The sequence below is a fragment of the Streptomyces cinereoruber genome (assembly GCF_009299385.1).
In the GTDB taxonomy this organism is placed as follows: Bacteria; Actinomycetota; Actinomycetes; order Streptomycetales; family Streptomycetaceae; genus Streptomyces; species Streptomyces bikiniensis.
This window is the reverse complement of record NZ_CP023693.1, coordinates 2,667,755-2,682,538: the sequence shown is the minus strand read 5'-3', so window position 1 is coordinate 2,682,538 and position 14,784 is coordinate 2,667,755. Positions and strand designations below refer to the sequence as shown.

The window sequence follows — 14,784 nt, the reverse complement described above, 5'->3', positions numbered from 1 at the left end:
ACGTGGTCCCGTGGTCCCGACGAGGGGAGAGACGGACCTCACCAGGAGGGGAAGGAGGGGCGCCGGTGCGGCCGGTGTGGTCGAGAACACTCCGGGCCCCTCACCCCGATCCCGATACGTGGTGGCGCTCCGACCAGGCATGAGGAGAGACTGAGAGCAGTTCGTCCCGGCGCGAGCCACGCGCCGCCGGCGCCATAGGAGGCATCCGTGCCGCATGTCCTGGTCCTCAACGCGTCGTACGAGCCGCTCGGCGTCGTACCGCTCCGCCGCGCACTCGTCCTCGTCCTGGAGAACAAGGCTCTCTGCCTCGAGGAGTCCGGCGCCTTCCTGCACAGCGAGACCCAAGTCGTCCCCGCGCCCAGCGTGGTGCGGCTGAAGCGCTTCGTGCGGGTCCCCTACCGGGGGCCCGTTCCCTTGACCCGCCGGGCCCTCTTCGCCCGCGACGGCGGGCGCTGCGCGTACTGCGGGGGCGTCGCGACCAGCGTCGACCACGTCGTCCCGCGCAGCCGCGGGGGCACGCACGCCTGGGACAACGTGGTGGCGGCCTGCCGCCGCTGCAACCACGTCAAGGCCGACCGGCACCTGCGCGAACTCGGCTGGCGGCTGCGCCACCAACCGGCCCCGCCGACCGGCCTGGCCTGGCGGATCATCGGGACCGGCCACCGGGACCCCCGCTGGCTGCCGTACTTGCGGCCCTACGGCGCCGAGGACGTGATGGCCCGGATCGACTCCGTCGCGGAGACCCCCGTGGGGGCGCTCACGACGGGTTGAGCCGGGCCTTTCGCGTACGCGGGAGCCTGCGGCACCGAGCGGTGCGCCCTCAGGGGGCGGGCCGCTCCTCCGGCGCGCCCGGGGGCGCGGTCGCGGGGGCGTCCGGAGCCGTCACGGGCTTCTCCGGCTTCTCCGGCGGCGCCTTCCCGGGCTCCTCGGACGTCTCCGGCTTCTCCGGCGGCGCCACCGCATACGTCTCCACCGACCAGAGCGAGTAGCCGAACCGGGTCGCCCGCTTCTCCCCCTGCACCCGCAGGAAGCGCGTGTCCGCCGCGTCCATCCGGACCGACTCCCGGCCGCCCCTGCCCTCGGCGACCGTCGCCGCCGTGCGCCACACCCGGCCGTCCGCCGACACCTGGACGCGGTAGCGGGAGGCGTACGCGTCCTGCCAGTGCAGCACCACCTGCCCTATCCGGGCCGGCGCGGGCAGCTCCAGCTGCCACCAGGCGCCGTCCTCCGCCGGGGAGGACCAGCGGGTGGCCGGATCGCCGTCCGCCGCCGAGGAGGCCGGGAAGTCGGAGGTCTCGTCGCCCGACGAGGAGACCTCCGCCGTCCGCGCCAGATCGGGGCCCGCCGTACGGGGGAAGGCCCGGACCGTCAGGACCCGCTCCTCGCCCGCGAAGGACACCGGCACCCGGTACGCCCCGACCGGCACGTCCGCCGCCACCGACACCTCCAGGGGGACGCGCGTCCGGGCGCCGCGCTCCACCGCCGCCTGCTTCGGCAGCCGGACCGCGATCCCCTTCGGGGCCCTCGCCGTCAGCGGCCCGCTCACCCCGCCCGCGCGCCGGCCCGTCAGCTCCACGTCCACCCGCTGCGCCGGACCGCCGATCTCCGCGTCCGCCTCCGCACGGGCCAGGGCGACACCGGCGCGCGGCCCGTCCGCGAACCACGGCACCAGGGAGCGCACCTCGGGGGCCGGTCCGCCCTCGCTCCACGCCACCCGCAGCGCCTCGGCCCGCAGCCCCTTCAGCTCCGTCTGCGTCCACCCCGACGGCGACAGCGGGCCGAGCGGCCGCCAGCCCTCGCCGGGGACGTACGCCTCCACGCGCGCGTCCGTGCCCGCGCGGCCGCCCTCCGGCCCCGGCGCGGCGAGCACCGTCAGGGCCTCCACGGACCGCGCCCGGTCGAGCCGGACGGTGTACGAGCCGGCGGCCCGCTCGGCCCGCGCCGCCGGGACCCGGTCGGCGCCGGTCCAGGCCGCCGCCTCCGTCACCGCGCGCGTGAGGAAGGGATCGAGGACCCCCGCGCCGACCGTCACCCGGCTCGCGCCCAGCTCCTTCCGCAGCCCTTCGAGCTCCAGCTGCGCCCGCCAGGCCGCCGCGCCGTCGCCGCGCCCCTGCGCGAGCAGCATGTCGACCGCCGTCTCGCCCGCCCGGCCGTACCGGGAGAGCTGCTCCAGCCACGGCCCCGTCTCGGCGCCGAGGACACCGCCCGCGGTGTCCGTCAGCCGCTCGGGGGCCTGCCGCATCACGGTGAACGCGTCCCGCAGCCCGCGCGCCGCCTCCTCACGCGCGCGCGTGTCCGCGCCGCCGCGCGCCTCCCAGAAGGCGGCCAGGAGCGGCTTCAGATAGGCCGATTCGCCCGCCGGGGCGAGGATCGAGGAGGCGCCGTTCCCGGCGAGCGCCCGCAGCGCCTCGCGGGCGGCCGGGTCCGGGCCCGCGAGGTCGTCGACGGCGGCCCGCCAGGACTCCTCGGGCCGGTAGCCCTTCGGGTTCCAGGCGTAGTCGGCGGTGGTGAACAGCGGGACGCGGGAGGCCGCCGGCTGCTCCATGGCGAGGGCGAGGAAGGCGGCGGAACCGGCGGCCACGGCCGGCTCCCGGCCCGTCGCGGGGCCGAGGAACAGCCGGTCCTGCGCGTAGTCGTTGACCGGGTAGTTGTCCATGGTGACCAGCGGGTGGCCCAGCGCCTTCCGGGCGCCGGCCAGTTCGCCGCCGGTGATCGTGCGCGGCACGACGCCGACCCCGGTCCACGCCACCCGCACGTCCGCGTCCAGCGCCCCGGCGAACGTCGTCCGGTACGCGGTCGAACCGTCCTGGTAGTACTCCGTCGGCATCACCGTCAGCGGCTCGCCGTCCGGGTGCCGTTCGGCCAGGTGCCGGGCGACCGTGTTCGCCACGCGCGCGTGGGCGGCGGCAGCGGCCTCGGGACCGCGCCCGAAGACGTCGGCGTCCCGGGAGCAGTGCCACTCGTCGTACGAGGCGTCCTGGAACTGGAGCTGGAAGGAGCGCACCCCGAGCGCCCACATGTCGTCGAGCTTCCGGGTCAGCGCCGCCACGTCGGCGGACGAGGCCAGGCACATGGACTGGGCGGGCGACACGGCCCAGCCGAGCGTCACGTGGTTGGCGCGGGCCCGCTCCGCGAGCGCCCGGAACTCCGCCCGCTGCGCGGCCGGGTAGGGCTCCCGCCACTGGAGCTGCCGGTACGGGTCGTCCCCGGGTGCGTACAGATAGCGGTTCTGCTTGGTCCGGCCCAGGAAGTCGAGCTGCGCCAGCCGCTCCTCCAGGGTCCACGGGCGCCCGTAGAAGCCCTCGGTGATGCCGCGTTCGGCCGTGCCGGGCCAGTCCCGGACGACGACCCCGGGCACCTCCCGGCCGGAGCCGAGGAGCTGACGCAGCGTCTGCACGGCGTGGAACAGGCCGTCCTCGCCGACCCCGTCCAGGACGACGGTCTCCCGCCCCTGGAACCGGCCCGTGGCGAGCCGGTAGCCGCCGCGCGGCAGGTCGAAGCGCTCGGGCACGCCCAGGGCGGTCAGCGCCTCCTCGGCGCCCTCCCCGGCGGGTCCGGCGGCCCGGACCACCGGGCCCCGGCCCGGGAGCCCGGTGTGGACGGTCCGCACCCCGGCCGCCCGCAGCAGCCCGCGCAGCGCGTCGAGGGCGTACGGGTCGGCGTCGGCGTCCGCGAGCAGCGTCACCTCGCCCCCGAGCCGTACGGAGGGACCGGAGCCGGTCAGGGACTGCGGCCGGGGCCAGACGGCGGGCACGCGCGCGGGGGTCTGCCGGTCGGTGTCCGCGCGGGAGGCCGCCGGGGGAGCGGTGGCGGCCCCGGGGGCCGGCGGGGGCTTCGGGGCCGCGGGGGTCCGTGAGGGCGCGGGAGCCGTCGGGGTCGCGGGGGCCGCCGGCACCCTCGGGAGCGCCTGCGCCGTGCCCGGGACCGTGCCGCCGAGGAGGCCGCCGATGACCGCGGCGGCGACGGCCGTCGCGGTGCGCTTCCTGCGCCCGAGGTGCACGGGGGTCTCCCTTCGGCGGGGCCGGCCGCTCCGCCGGTTGGTCACGAGTCGGTCACGAGCCCACCACCCGTCGCACGCGAGTGTCAATGCACATGGCCGATGTGTCGGCTTTGCCCGGTGGGTTGTCGGCGGGGTGACGTCACTTCGTCACTTTCCGCCGGTAAAACGAGGTGCGGTGGGTATGGCTCAGTCGTTGTCCAGGTCCCACCTGTCGAGACGAATCGGGAGACCCCCGTGACCACGACCGCCCGCCACGAACGGATACGGATTCCGCAGCAGTCGGCGCCCGTCGGCGAACCGCTGACCAGCGAGCCGCCCCTGCCCGAAGCGTCCCCCCTCACCAGCGAGCCCCCGCTGACCGCGGAGGCCCATCTGACCAGCGAACCCACCGCCCCCGGTTACGCGGGCGGCCCGGAGTCCCCCGGAGTGTGAAGTGACCCTGGCCCGTCTCGCCGCCCGCCACGGCGTCGCCACCGTCCACAGCCCCGCCGACGGCCGCGACGTGCCCGTGCCGGAGGCCACCGTGGTGGCCGTCCTCGCCGCTCTGGGCGTGGACGCGTCCACGCCGGAGGCGGTCACGGCCGCCCTCGAAGCGGCGGAACGCGCCGACCGGGAGCGCCTGCTGCCCCCGACCCTGGTCCACTGGCGGACCGGGGACGGGGGCGACGGGCCGGGCGGGGGCGGGACCCACGCGCCCGGTACGGACCCGCACGAGAACGCGGGCCCGTACGAGAGCACGGCCCCGTACGGGGAACCCCCCGCGTACCCCGGGGACGCCCCCCTCCGCCCCCCGTCCCACCTCCCGCCCGGCACCCGGCTCCAGGTCACCACCGAGGACGGTGCCGTCGTCCTCGGCGACGACTGGTCGGGGCTGCCCCTCGGCGTCCACACGGTCGAGGCCGAGGCCCCCGACGGGCGCACGGCCACCGCCACCCTGATCGTGAGCCCCGCGCGCGTACCCGGGCCCGCCCGGCGCGCGTACGGCCTCCTCGTCCAGCTCTACTCGCTGCTCTCCGGCCGCTCCTGGGGCATGGGCGACCTCGGCGACCTGCGCGAGCTCGTCACCTGGGCGGGCCGCCGGCACGGCGCCGGGTTCGTCCAGGTCAACCCGCTCCACGCGGGCGTGCCCGGCGCGCCCGCCGACCCCTCCCCGTACCGCCCCTCCTCGCGCCGCTTCCCGGACCCCGTCCACCTGCGGATCGAGGAGATCCCCGAGTACGCCCTGATCGGCCCCGAGCGCCGCGAGGAGCTGGACCGGATCCTCGCCGACGCGGCCGAGCTGCGCGAACGGGTCCTCGGCAAGGGCGCCCTGATCGACCGGGACGCGGTCTGGGAGGTCAAGCGGCGGGCCCTGGAACTGCTCCTCACGAGCGTGGAGCTCGGCCCCGGGAGGCGCGCCGACTTCCACGACTTCCTGGCCGGGCGGGGCCGCGCCCTGGAGGACCACGCCACCTACCAGGCCCTCGCGGAGCGGCACGGCCCCCACTGGCGCTCCTGGCCCGAGGCGCTGCGCACCCCGCGCGCGGCGGAGGCGGCCGTGCGCGCCGATCCCGCCCTGGCCGCCCGGGTCGACTTCCACTGCCGGCTCGCCTGGCTGACGGACCGGCAGCTCGCGGACGCCGCCGGGGCCGCCCGCGAGGCCGGGATGGCGGTCGGGATCGTCCACGACCTGGCGGTCGGCGTCCACCCGGAGGGCTCGGACGCCTGGGCCGGGCAGGAGGCCTTCGCCGCCGGCATGTCGGTCGGCGCCCCGCCCGACGCCTTCAACTCCCGGGGTCAGGACTGGGGCCTGCCGCCCTGGCGGCCCGACGCCCTCGCCGCCGCGGGTTACGCCCCGTACCGGGGGCTCCTGCGCGAACTCCTGCGCCACGCGGGCGCGCTGCGCATCGACCACGTGATGGGCCTCTTCCGGCTCTGGTGGGTGCCGGAGGGCCGCGAGCCCACCGAGGGCACGTACGTCCGGTACGACGCCGACGCGATGCTCGCCGTCCTCGTCCTGGAGGCGCACCGCGCCGGGGCCCTGGTGATCGGCGAGGACCTGGGCACGGTCGAGCCGGGGGTGCGGGAGGAGCTGGCCCGGCGCGGGGTCTTCGGGACCTCCGTGCTCTGGTTCGAGCGGGACTGGGCGGGCACCGGCCGCCCGCTGCCCCCGGAGGAGTGGCGCGCGGAGTGCGTGGCCACCGCCACCACCCACGACCTGCCCTCCACCGCCGCCCGGCTCTCCGGCGACCACGTCGTGCTGCGGCACCGGCTCGGGCTGCTCGCCGGCGACCTGGAGCGCGAGCGGGCGGCGGACCGGGCCGAGACCGCCGAGTGGCGGGGCCTGTTCGAGCGCCTCGGACTGCTTCCGGAGGGGCCGGGGGAGGAGGCCGAGATCCGGGCCGTCCACCGGTACCTGCTCGCCACCCCGGCCCGGATGGTCGGGGTGTGGCTGCCGGACGCCGTGGGCGACCGCAGACCGCAGAACCTGCCGGGCACCTGGGACGAGTACCCCAACTGGCGGCTGCCGGTCGCGGGCCCCGACGGGCAGCCGCTCACCCTGGAGCAGCTGGCCGCCTCGCCCCGGGCGCACGCCCTCCTGAGCGAGCTGCACGCCCGTACGGCACCCCCGGGCGCGCGGCGCGTTTAGGCGTTCGCTACGTTTGCACCGTGGACAAGAAGAACGCCCTGCGCGCCGGCGCCGTCGCGGCCGGTACGACGCTGATGATGCTGCTCATGTCGTCCCCCGCGCTCGCGCTCACCCGCGACGACGGTGACGACCCGGCCCCCAAGCTGGAGGTCGTCGAGACCCTCGGCCTGTTCGTGGCCGCCCCGCTGGTGCTGTTCCTGGTCATCACCGGCCTGGTGATGGTGCTCGACAAGTCCAAGAAGGCGTAACTCCTTCCTCCGGCTCCGTCGAAGGCGCCGCACGGTACCGACGTACCGTGCGGCGCCTTCGCGCGCCCGCACGCGCCCGTACCCGCGTCACGCCGTGGTCGCGAGCAGCTTGCGCAGCAGTCCGGCCAGCCGCTCCGCCTCCTCCGCGTCGAGCGCCGCCTCCAGGGCCGCCCGCTGCTCCGCGAGGCCGTCCGCGACCGCCCGGTCCACCAGTTCCCGGCCGCGCTCGCTGAGGGTGACCCGCAGTCCGCGCCGGTCGTTCGGGTCGGGACTGCGGCTGAGCAGCCCCGCCTTCTCCAGGCGGTCGAGGCGGCCCGTCATGCCCCCCGTGGTGATCATCAGCGTGGCGGACAGCTCGCGCGGCGAGAGCGTGTACGGCTCCCCGGACCTGCGCAGGGTCGCGAGCACGTCGAACTCCCCGCGCGCCACGCCGTGGGGCGCGTACGCCCTGCTCACCCGGTCGCCCATGGCGTTCGCCAGCCGGTAGATCCGGCCGAAGACGGCCATCGGCACCGTGTCCAGGTCGGGCCGGACGGCCGCCCACTGGTCGGTGATGGCGTCGACGGCGTCGCGGGCGGGGCCCGGGCCGGGGGTCTTCGTGTCCATGCTCCCAGTCTCTCCTTCCGTACGACTCGACGGCAAGAAAGTAGCTTGCGTGCAAGTAGCTTAGTGCTAAGTTAATTAGCGCCAAGCTGAACCGGTCGGACCGGGACCCCGCACCCCGGCGCACCGGCACCCGCCTCCAGGGGGAACCCGCATGTCCCACAAGGCCCACACGGCCCGCGCGCCCCACCGGGCCGCCTTCGTCGCGCTGACCGCCCTCGCCCCGATCTCCTGGGGCTCCACCTACTACGTCACCACCGAGTTCCTGCCGCCCGACCGGCCCCTCTTCACCGGCCTGATACGCGCCCTGCCCGCCGGACTCCTGCTCCTGGCGCTCACCCGCAAGCTCCCGACGGGCGCCTGGTGGGGGAAGGCCGCCGTCCTCGGCACCCTCAACATCGGCGCCTTCTTCCCTCTGCTCTTCCTCGCCGCCTACCGGCTCCCCGGCGGCATCGCCGCCGTCGTCGGCTCCGTCGGCCCGCTCTTCGTCGTCGGCCTCGCCGCCCTCCTCCTGGGCGACCGGCCCACCGTCCGGACCCTGCTCACCGCCGTCGCGGCCGCCTTCGGCGTCAGCCTCGTGGTCCTCCGGGCCGGGGCGGCGTTCGACCTCGTCGGCGTGGCCGCCGGACTGCTCTCCGCCCTCTCCATGGCGGCGGGCGTCGTCCTCACCAAGCGCTGGGGCCGCCCCGAGGGCGTCGGTGCCCTCGCCGCCACCGGCTGGCAGCTCACCGCCGGCGGCCTCGTCATCCTGCCGGTCGCCCTCCTCGTCGAGGGCGCCCCACCGGCCCTGACCGGCACCAACCTGGCCGGCTACGCGTACCTGGCCTTCGGCAACACCGCGATCTCGTACGTCCTCTGGTTCCGCGGCATCGAGCGGCTGAGCGCCTCCTCGGTCACCCTCCTCGGCCCCCTCTCGCCGGTCACCGCCGCGATCATCGGCTGGGCCGCCCTCGGCCAGGCGCTCGGCCCGGTCCAGCTCCTCGGCATGGCGATCGCCCTCGGCGCCACCGCGGCGGGCCAGCTGAACTCCCGTACGCCCAAAGCCCCGGCGGACGTCGAAGGCCGAGCCCCCACTGGTGAGGAAGCCCCGGTCGAGAAGGGCGCCCCGGTCGAGAAAGCGGCCCCCATCGTGAAAGAGACCCCGATCGGGAAAGAGCCCTCGAAGGCCCCCCGATAGGTTGCGCCCATGACCGAGTGGGACATCAAGAAGCTCCATATCCTCCGCACCCTCCGCGACCGCGGCACCGTCACCGCGACCGCGGAGGCCCTGCTCATGACCCCCTCGGCCGTCTCGCAGCAGCTCGCCAACCTCGCCAAGCAGCTCGGGGTCCGGCTCCTGGAGGCCCAGGGCCGCCGCGTCCGGCTCACCGACGCCGCCCACCTGGTGCTGCGGCACGCGGAGGCGGTCTTCGCGCAGCTGGAGCGCGCCGACGCCGAACTCGACGGCTATCTGCGCGGCGAGGCCGGGCAGGTGCGGGTCGCGGCCTTCTCCACCTCCGTGCCCGCGCTCGTCGTCCCCGCCGTGCGGCACCTGCGGACCGCGCACCCCCGGCTCGACGTCCGGGTCCGGGAGGCCGAGGCGGCGGAGGCGTACGAACTGCTCACGGCCGGCGAGGTCGATCTCGCCCTCTCGCTCGCCGCCCACGCCCCCTCCGCCCGCGACCCCAAGTTCAGCCGGGTGCCGCTGCTCGCCGACCCGCTCGACGTGGCCCTGCCCGCCGGGCACCCGCTCGCCGCCGCCCCCGGCCTGCGGCTCGCCGACCTGGCCGCCGAGCCCTGGATCTACGGCGGCTCGGGCCCCTGGTCCGAGATCACCACCGCCGCCTGCGAGGCCGCCGGCTTCGTGCCCGAGCAGGCCCACAGCGCCTCGGGCTGGACCGCGATCCTCGCCATGGTCGAGGCCGGGATGGGCGTCGCGCTCGTGCCCCGCATGGCCTCCGCCGAACGCCGGGGCGGCACCGGGGTCGTCATGCGCGTCCTCTCCGCCGACCAGCCGCGCCGCCACGTCGTCGCGGCGGTGCGCGGTGGGGCCGAGGAGGGGCCGGCGGTGGCCCGGGTCCTGGCCGCGCTCCACCGGGCGGCCGCCGAACGCGAAACCGTTCAGGAAAACTGAACAACACCGTCGAAAACATTCGATGGACCTGGAAGGCCGCGGCGCGGGACAGTCGGTCCATGAGCGAACTCGACACGCACCAGGACCCGCACGCCAACGACGCCGCCCCCTACTCCGGCGGAGACCCCTACGCCGACTACCGCGCCGGGGACTTCCCCTTCACCGAGCTGGTCGACCTCGCCGACCGGCGCCTCGGCGCCGGGGTCGTCGCCGCCAACGACGAGTTCTTCGCCGAGCGGGAGAACCTCCTGGTCCGCGAGCGCGCCGTCTTCGACCCCGAGCGCTTCGGCCACAAGGGCAAGATCATGGACGGCTGGGAGACCCGCCGCCGCCGGGGCGCCGACGCCGAGAACGTCTTCCCCGCCCCCGACGACCACGACTGGGCGATCGTCCGCCTCGGCGCCCCCGGCGTCGTCCGGGGGATCGTCGTCGACACCGCCCACTTCCGCGGCAACTACCCGCAGAAGGTGTCGGTCCAGGCCACCGCCGTCGAGGGCAGCCCCAGCCCGGCCGAACTCCTCGACGCCAAGTGGGAGGAGCTGGTCCCGCCCACCCCCGTCCGGGGCCACGCCGCCAACGGCTTCGCGATCGACGTGGAGCGCCGCTTCACCCACGTCCGCCTCTGCCAGCACCCCGACGGCGGCGTCGCCCGCCTCCGCGTCCACGGCGAGGTCGTGCCCGACCCCGAGTGGCTGGAGCTCCTCGGCACCCTCGACCTGGTCTCCGTACTGAACGGCGGCACGTACGAGGACGCCTCGGACCGGTTCTACTCCTCGCCCACCCAGATCATCCTGCCCGGCACCTCCCGCAAGATGGACGACGGCTGGGAGAACCGCCGCCGCCGGGTCCGCGACACCAACGACTGGGTGCGCTTCCGGCTCGCCGCCCAGGGCGCCGTCCGCGCCGTCGAGATCGACACCGCCTACCTCAAGGGCAACTCGGCGGGCTGGATCGCGCTCCAGGGACGCAACGGCGAGAGCGGCGAGTGGTTCGAGATCATCCCCAGGACCCGGCTCCAGCCCGACACCCTCCACCGCTTCAAGCTCCCCGCCCAGGCCGTCGTCACCCATGTGCGCCTGGACGCCTTCCCCGACGGCGGGGTCGCCCGGATGCGCCTCCACGGCACGCTCACGGAGCAGGGCGCGGCCGACCTGCGCGCCCGCTTCACGACCCTCGGCGGCTGACCGCCGGGACAGGGAGAAGGGGCACCCCACCGGGGAGGGCGCCCCTTCTCGCCTACGGCCTGCCTGCGGTCTCAGACCGCCGCCGCCGCGTCCGCCTCCCGCGCCTTCAGGGCGCGCTCGACGCCCGCGCGGCACTCCGTCACCAGGCGCCGCAGCGCCGGAGCGGGCCGGTGCTCCTCCAGCCACGCGTCCGTCGCGTCCAGCGTCTCCTGCGAGACCTGGAGCCTCGGGTAGAGGCCGACCACGATCTGCTGGATCATCTCGTAGCTGCGGGTCTCCGACACGCCCTTGATCGCCGCGAAGTACTTCGCGGTGTACGGGGCGAGCAGCTCGCGCTGGTCGGTCTGGACGAAGCCGCCGATCACGGCCTCCTGCACGGCGTTCGCCAGCTTGTCGTCCTCGACGACCGACGCCCAGGCCTCCGCCTTCGCCGCCTCCGTCGGACGGGCCGCCCGCGCGGTCGCCGCGTGCCGCTCGCCCGCCGCCGTGCGGTCGCGCTCCAGCTCGCCCGCGATCTCCGCCTCGTCGTAGACCCCGGTCGCCGCGAGCCGCTGCACGAACGCCCAGCGCAGCTCGGTGTCCACCGCCAGGCCCTCGATCGTCTCGCGCCCCTCGAGCAGGGCCGCGAGCAGATCGAGCTGCTGCGGGGTGCGGGCGGTCGCCGCGAAGGCGCGCGCCCACGCCAGCTGGTGGTCGCTCGCCGGCTCGGCCGCGCGCAGGTGCGCGAGCGTCGCCTCGGTCCAGCGGGACAGCCCGGCCTCGCGCCACTCCGGCGCCGCGTACAGGTCGAGGGCCGCCTTGACCTGGCCCTGGAGCGACTGCACCACGCCGATGTCGGACTCCTTGGCGATGCCCGAGAGCACCAGCTCCAGGTAGTCGCGGGTGGCCAGCTCGCCGTCGCGGGTCATGTCCCAGGCCGAGGCCCAGCACAGCGCGCGCGGCAGGGACTCGGCGAAGTCGCCCAGGTGCGCGGTGACGTTGGCCAGGGACACGTCGTCCAGGCGCACCTTGGCGTACGACAGGTCGTCGTCGTTGAGGAGGACGACCGCCGGGCGCTTCTTGCCGACCAGCTGCGGCACCTCGGTCCGCCCGTCCGCCGCGATGTCCAGCTCCAGGCGGTCGGTGCGCACGAGCCGGCCGGTCTCGTCGAGCTCGTAGAAGCCGATCGCGATCCGGTGCGGACGCAGCACGGCCTCGCCCTTGGCGCCGGCGGGCAGCGCCGGGGCCTCCTGGAGGACCGCGAAGGCGGTGACGGTGCCGTCCGCGTCGGTCTCGATCTCCGGGCGCAGGACGTTGATGCCGGCCGTCTCCAGCCACGCCTTCGACCAGGCGGTCAGGTCGCGGCCCGAGGTCTTCTCCAGGGCGCCGAGCAGGTCCGACAGGCGCGTGTTGCCGAAGGCGTGCGCCTTGAAGTATGCCTGCACACCCTTGAAGAACTCGTCCTGGCCGACGTAGGCGACGAGCTGCTTGAGGACCGAGGCGCCCTTGGCGTACGTGATGCCGTCGAAGTTGACGAGCACGTCCTCCAGGTCGTTGATCTCGGCCATGATCGGGTGCGTGGAGGGCAGCTGGTCCTGGCGGTAGGCCCAGGTCTTCTCCGCGTTGGCGAAGGTGGTCCAGGCGTTGGGCCAGCGGGTGCCGGGCACGGCGGCCTGGCAGGCGACCGAGGTGTAGGTGGCGAACGACTCGTTCAGCCACAGGTCGTTCCACCACTCCATGGTGACGAGGTCGCCGAACCACATGTGGGCGAGCTCGTGCAGGATGGTCTCGGCCCGCCGCTCGTACGCCGCGTCCGTCACCTTCGAGCGGAAGACGTACTGGTCGCGGATGGTGACCGCGCCCGCGTTCTCCATCGCGCCCGCGTTGAACTCCGGCACGAACAGCTGGTCGTACTTGGCGAACGGGTAGTCGTACGCGAACTTCTCCTGGAACCAGTCGAAGCCCTGGCGCGTGACGTCGAAGATGTGGTCCGCGTCGAGGAACTCGGCCAGCGACGGACGGCAGTAGATGCCGAGCGGGACGGTCTGCCCGTCCTTCTCGTACGTCGAGTGCACCGAGTGGTACGGGCCGGCGATCAGGGCCGTGATGTACGTGGAGATCCGAGGGGTCGGCTCGAAGACCCACACGTCGTCCTTGGGCTCCGGCGTCGGAGAGTTCGAGACGACCTTCCACCCGGCCGGGGCCTTCACCGTGAACTGGAAGGTCGCCTTGAGGTCGGGCTGCTCGAAGGAGGCGAACACGCGCCGCGCGTCCGGCACCTCGAACTGGGTGTACAGATAGGCCTGGTCGTCGACCGGGTCGACGAAGCGGTGCAGGCCCTCACCGGTGTTGGTGTACGCGCAGTCGGCGACGACCTTGAGCTCGTTGCGGCCCTCCCGCAGGTCCGGCAGGGCGATCCGCGAGTCGCGGAAGACGGCGGCGACGTCCAGCGAGTGCCCGTTCAGGACGGCCTCGTGGACGGCGGGGGCGACGAGGTCGATGAAGGTCTCGGCGCCCGCCTCGGCGGAATCGAAGCGGACGGTGGTGACGGACCGGTAGGTGCCGCCCTCCTGCGCACCGGAGAGGTCGAGTTCGACCTCGTACGCGTCCACGGTCAGCAGCGCCGCCCGCTGCCGGGCCTCTTCACGGGTCAGGTTCGTACCAGGCACCCGGTCAACTCCTCTGTTTCATGACGATTGGCCCCATCCTTCCACGGGCCCACACCGTGGCGCACGGCACATTTCCACGGCCCGTCGCCGCCCCGGCCGCCCGGTTCGAAGGAGGGGCCCGGCCCGCGCGGACGCGCCGGAGGGGCGGCTCCCGCAACGGGAGACCGCCCCTCCGGTCGTACGCGCCCCGCGGGGTCGTCAGCCCTTGAGCTCGGCCGCGACCAGCTCCGCGATCTGCACGGCGTTCAGCGCCGCGCCCTTGCGCAGGTTGTCGTTGGAGAGGAAGAGCGAGAGGCCGTTGTCGACGGTCTCGTCCACGCGGATGCGGCCGACGTACGAGGCGTCCTTGCCGGCGGCCTGGAGCGGGGTCGGGATCTCGGACAGCTCGACGCCCTCCGCGCCCTTCAGCAGCTCGTGGGCGCGCTCGACGCCGATCGGGCGCTCGAAGCGGGCGTTGACCTGGAGGGAGTGGCCGGAGAAGACCGGGACGCGCACACAGGTGCCGGAGACCTTGAGCTCCGGGATCTCCAGGATCTTGCGGGACTCGTTGCGGAGCTTCTGCTCCTCGTCGGTCTCGAAGGTGCCGTCGTCCACGATCGAGCCGGCCAGCGGGACCACGTTGAAGGCGATCGGACGCCGGTAGACGCCCGGCTCGGGGAAGTCGACGGCCCCGCCGTCGTGGGTGAGCGCGGCGGCGCCCTCGGCGACGGCCTTCACCTGGCCGTCCAGCTCGGCCACGCCGGCCACGCCCGAGCCGGAGACGGCCTGGTAGGTGGTGGCGACGAGGGCGACCAGGCCGGCCTCCTCGTGGAGCGGCTTGAGGACCGGCATCGCGGCCATCGTGGTGCAGTTCGGGTTGGCGATGATGCCCTTGGGGCGGTCCTTGACCGCGTGCGGGTTCACCTCGGAGACCACGAGGGGGACCTCGGGGTCGCGGCGCCAGGCGGAGGAGTTGTCGATCACGACGGCGCCCTGGGAGGCGACCTTCTCGGCGAGGGCCTTGGAGGTGGCGCCGCCGGCGGAGAAGAGCACGATGTCCAGGCCGGTGTAGTCGGCGGTGGAGGCGTCCTCGACCGTGATGCCGTCCACGACGGTCCCGGCGGAGCGGGCGGAGGCGAAGAGCCGCAGCTCGTCCAGCGGGAACGCGCGCTCGGCCAGGATGCTGCGCATGACTGTGCCGACCTGACCGGTGGCTCCGACGATTCCGACCTTCACGGGGACTCCTCCGTGCTCTGGGGACTGCTCATGGGGACGTACGGGCGGGTGCTGCCCGTCCATCATGCGGGCGACCCCGGCCGCCTTGTCCAATCCATTGTCCAAGGTCCGGGACGGAAACGGGGGAGACGGGGGGAGGGGCGG

At 74.9% G+C, this 14,784-nt stretch carries 11 protein-coding genes; 7 read left to right on the top strand and 4 right to left on the bottom strand.

Features of this window, described 5'->3' with window-relative positions:
* Positions 1-207: 207 nt before the first annotated feature.
* On the top strand, positions 208-771 hold the full coding sequence (locus CP977_RS11915) for an HNH endonuclease (RefSeq protein ID WP_030210594.1): 564 nt from the start codon (positions 208-210) through the stop codon (positions 769-771).
* 49 nt (positions 772-820) lie between these two features.
* Here CP977_RS11915 and CP977_RS11910 read toward each other — a convergent pair whose 3' ends face one another.
* On the bottom strand, positions 821-4,000 hold the full coding sequence (locus tag CP977_RS11910) for a glycoside hydrolase family 84 protein (RefSeq protein ID WP_152370066.1): 3,180 nt from the start codon (positions 3,998-4,000) through the stop codon (positions 821-823).
* A gap of 234 nt (positions 4,001-4,234) precedes the next feature.
* Between CP977_RS11910 and CP977_RS11905 the strand changes: the two genes are divergently transcribed.
* The 3 genes from CP977_RS11905 to CP977_RS11895 are packed head-to-tail and all read left to right on the top strand — an operon-like array spanning position 4,235 to position 6,877.
* Positions 4,235-4,432, top strand: coding sequence for a hypothetical protein (locus CP977_RS11905; RefSeq protein ID WP_062755605.1), 198 nt, complete (start codon positions 4,235-4,237; stop codon positions 4,430-4,432).
* Between the two features lies 1 nt (position 4,433).
* Positions 4,434-6,629 carry a 4-alpha-glucanotransferase gene (malQ, locus tag CP977_RS11900; RefSeq protein WP_152370065.1) on the top strand — a complete coding sequence of 732 codons (2,196 nt, stop codon included), beginning with the start codon at positions 4,434-4,436 and terminating at the stop codon, positions 6,627-6,629.
* A 20-nt stretch (positions 6,630-6,649) separates the two neighbouring features.
* Positions 6,650-6,877, top strand: coding sequence for a hypothetical protein (locus CP977_RS11895; protein ID WP_030210606.1), 228 nt, complete (start codon positions 6,650-6,652; stop codon positions 6,875-6,877).
* Between the two features lie 87 nt (positions 6,878-6,964).
* Here the strand turns inward: CP977_RS11895 and CP977_RS11890 are convergent, their stop codons facing one another.
* Complete coding sequence (locus tag CP977_RS11890) at positions 6,965-7,483, bottom strand: MarR family winged helix-turn-helix transcriptional regulator (RefSeq protein ID WP_062755610.1); 519 nt, start codon at positions 7,481-7,483, stop codon at positions 6,965-6,967.
* A 151-nt stretch (positions 7,484-7,634) separates the two neighbouring features.
* Between CP977_RS11890 and CP977_RS11885 the strand changes: the two genes are divergently transcribed.
* The 3 genes from CP977_RS11885 to alc are packed head-to-tail and all read left to right on the top strand — an operon-like array spanning position 7,635 to position 10,777.
* Positions 7,635-8,657 carry an EamA family transporter gene (locus tag CP977_RS11885; RefSeq protein ID WP_062755612.1) on the top strand — a complete coding sequence of 341 codons (1,023 nt, stop codon included), beginning with the start codon at positions 7,635-7,637 and terminating at the stop codon, positions 8,655-8,657.
* Between the two features lie 9 nt (positions 8,658-8,666).
* A complete protein-coding gene (locus tag CP977_RS11880; RefSeq protein ID WP_062755614.1) occupies positions 8,667-9,593 on the top strand; it encodes a LysR family transcriptional regulator in 927 nt (308 codons plus the stop codon).
* A gap of 59 nt (positions 9,594-9,652) precedes the next feature.
* Positions 9,653-10,777, top strand: coding sequence for an allantoicase (alc, locus tag CP977_RS11875; RefSeq protein WP_062755616.1), 1,125 nt, complete (start codon positions 9,653-9,655; stop codon positions 10,775-10,777).
* 71 nt (positions 10,778-10,848) lie between these two features.
* Here alc and pepN read toward each other — a convergent pair whose 3' ends face one another.
* Together pepN and CP977_RS11865 are read right to left on the bottom strand one after the other, a co-directional pair.
* Positions 10,849-13,425: an aminopeptidase N gene (gene pepN / locus CP977_RS11870; protein ID WP_152370064.1), complete on the bottom strand. Its 2,577-nt coding sequence runs from the start codon at positions 13,423-13,425 to the stop codon at positions 10,849-10,851.
* 198 nt (positions 13,426-13,623) lie between these two features.
* Positions 13,624-14,640: an aspartate-semialdehyde dehydrogenase gene (locus CP977_RS11865; RefSeq protein ID WP_062755621.1), complete on the bottom strand. Its 1,017-nt coding sequence runs from the start codon at positions 14,638-14,640 to the stop codon at positions 13,624-13,626.
* Positions 14,641-14,784: the final 144 nt, after the last annotated feature.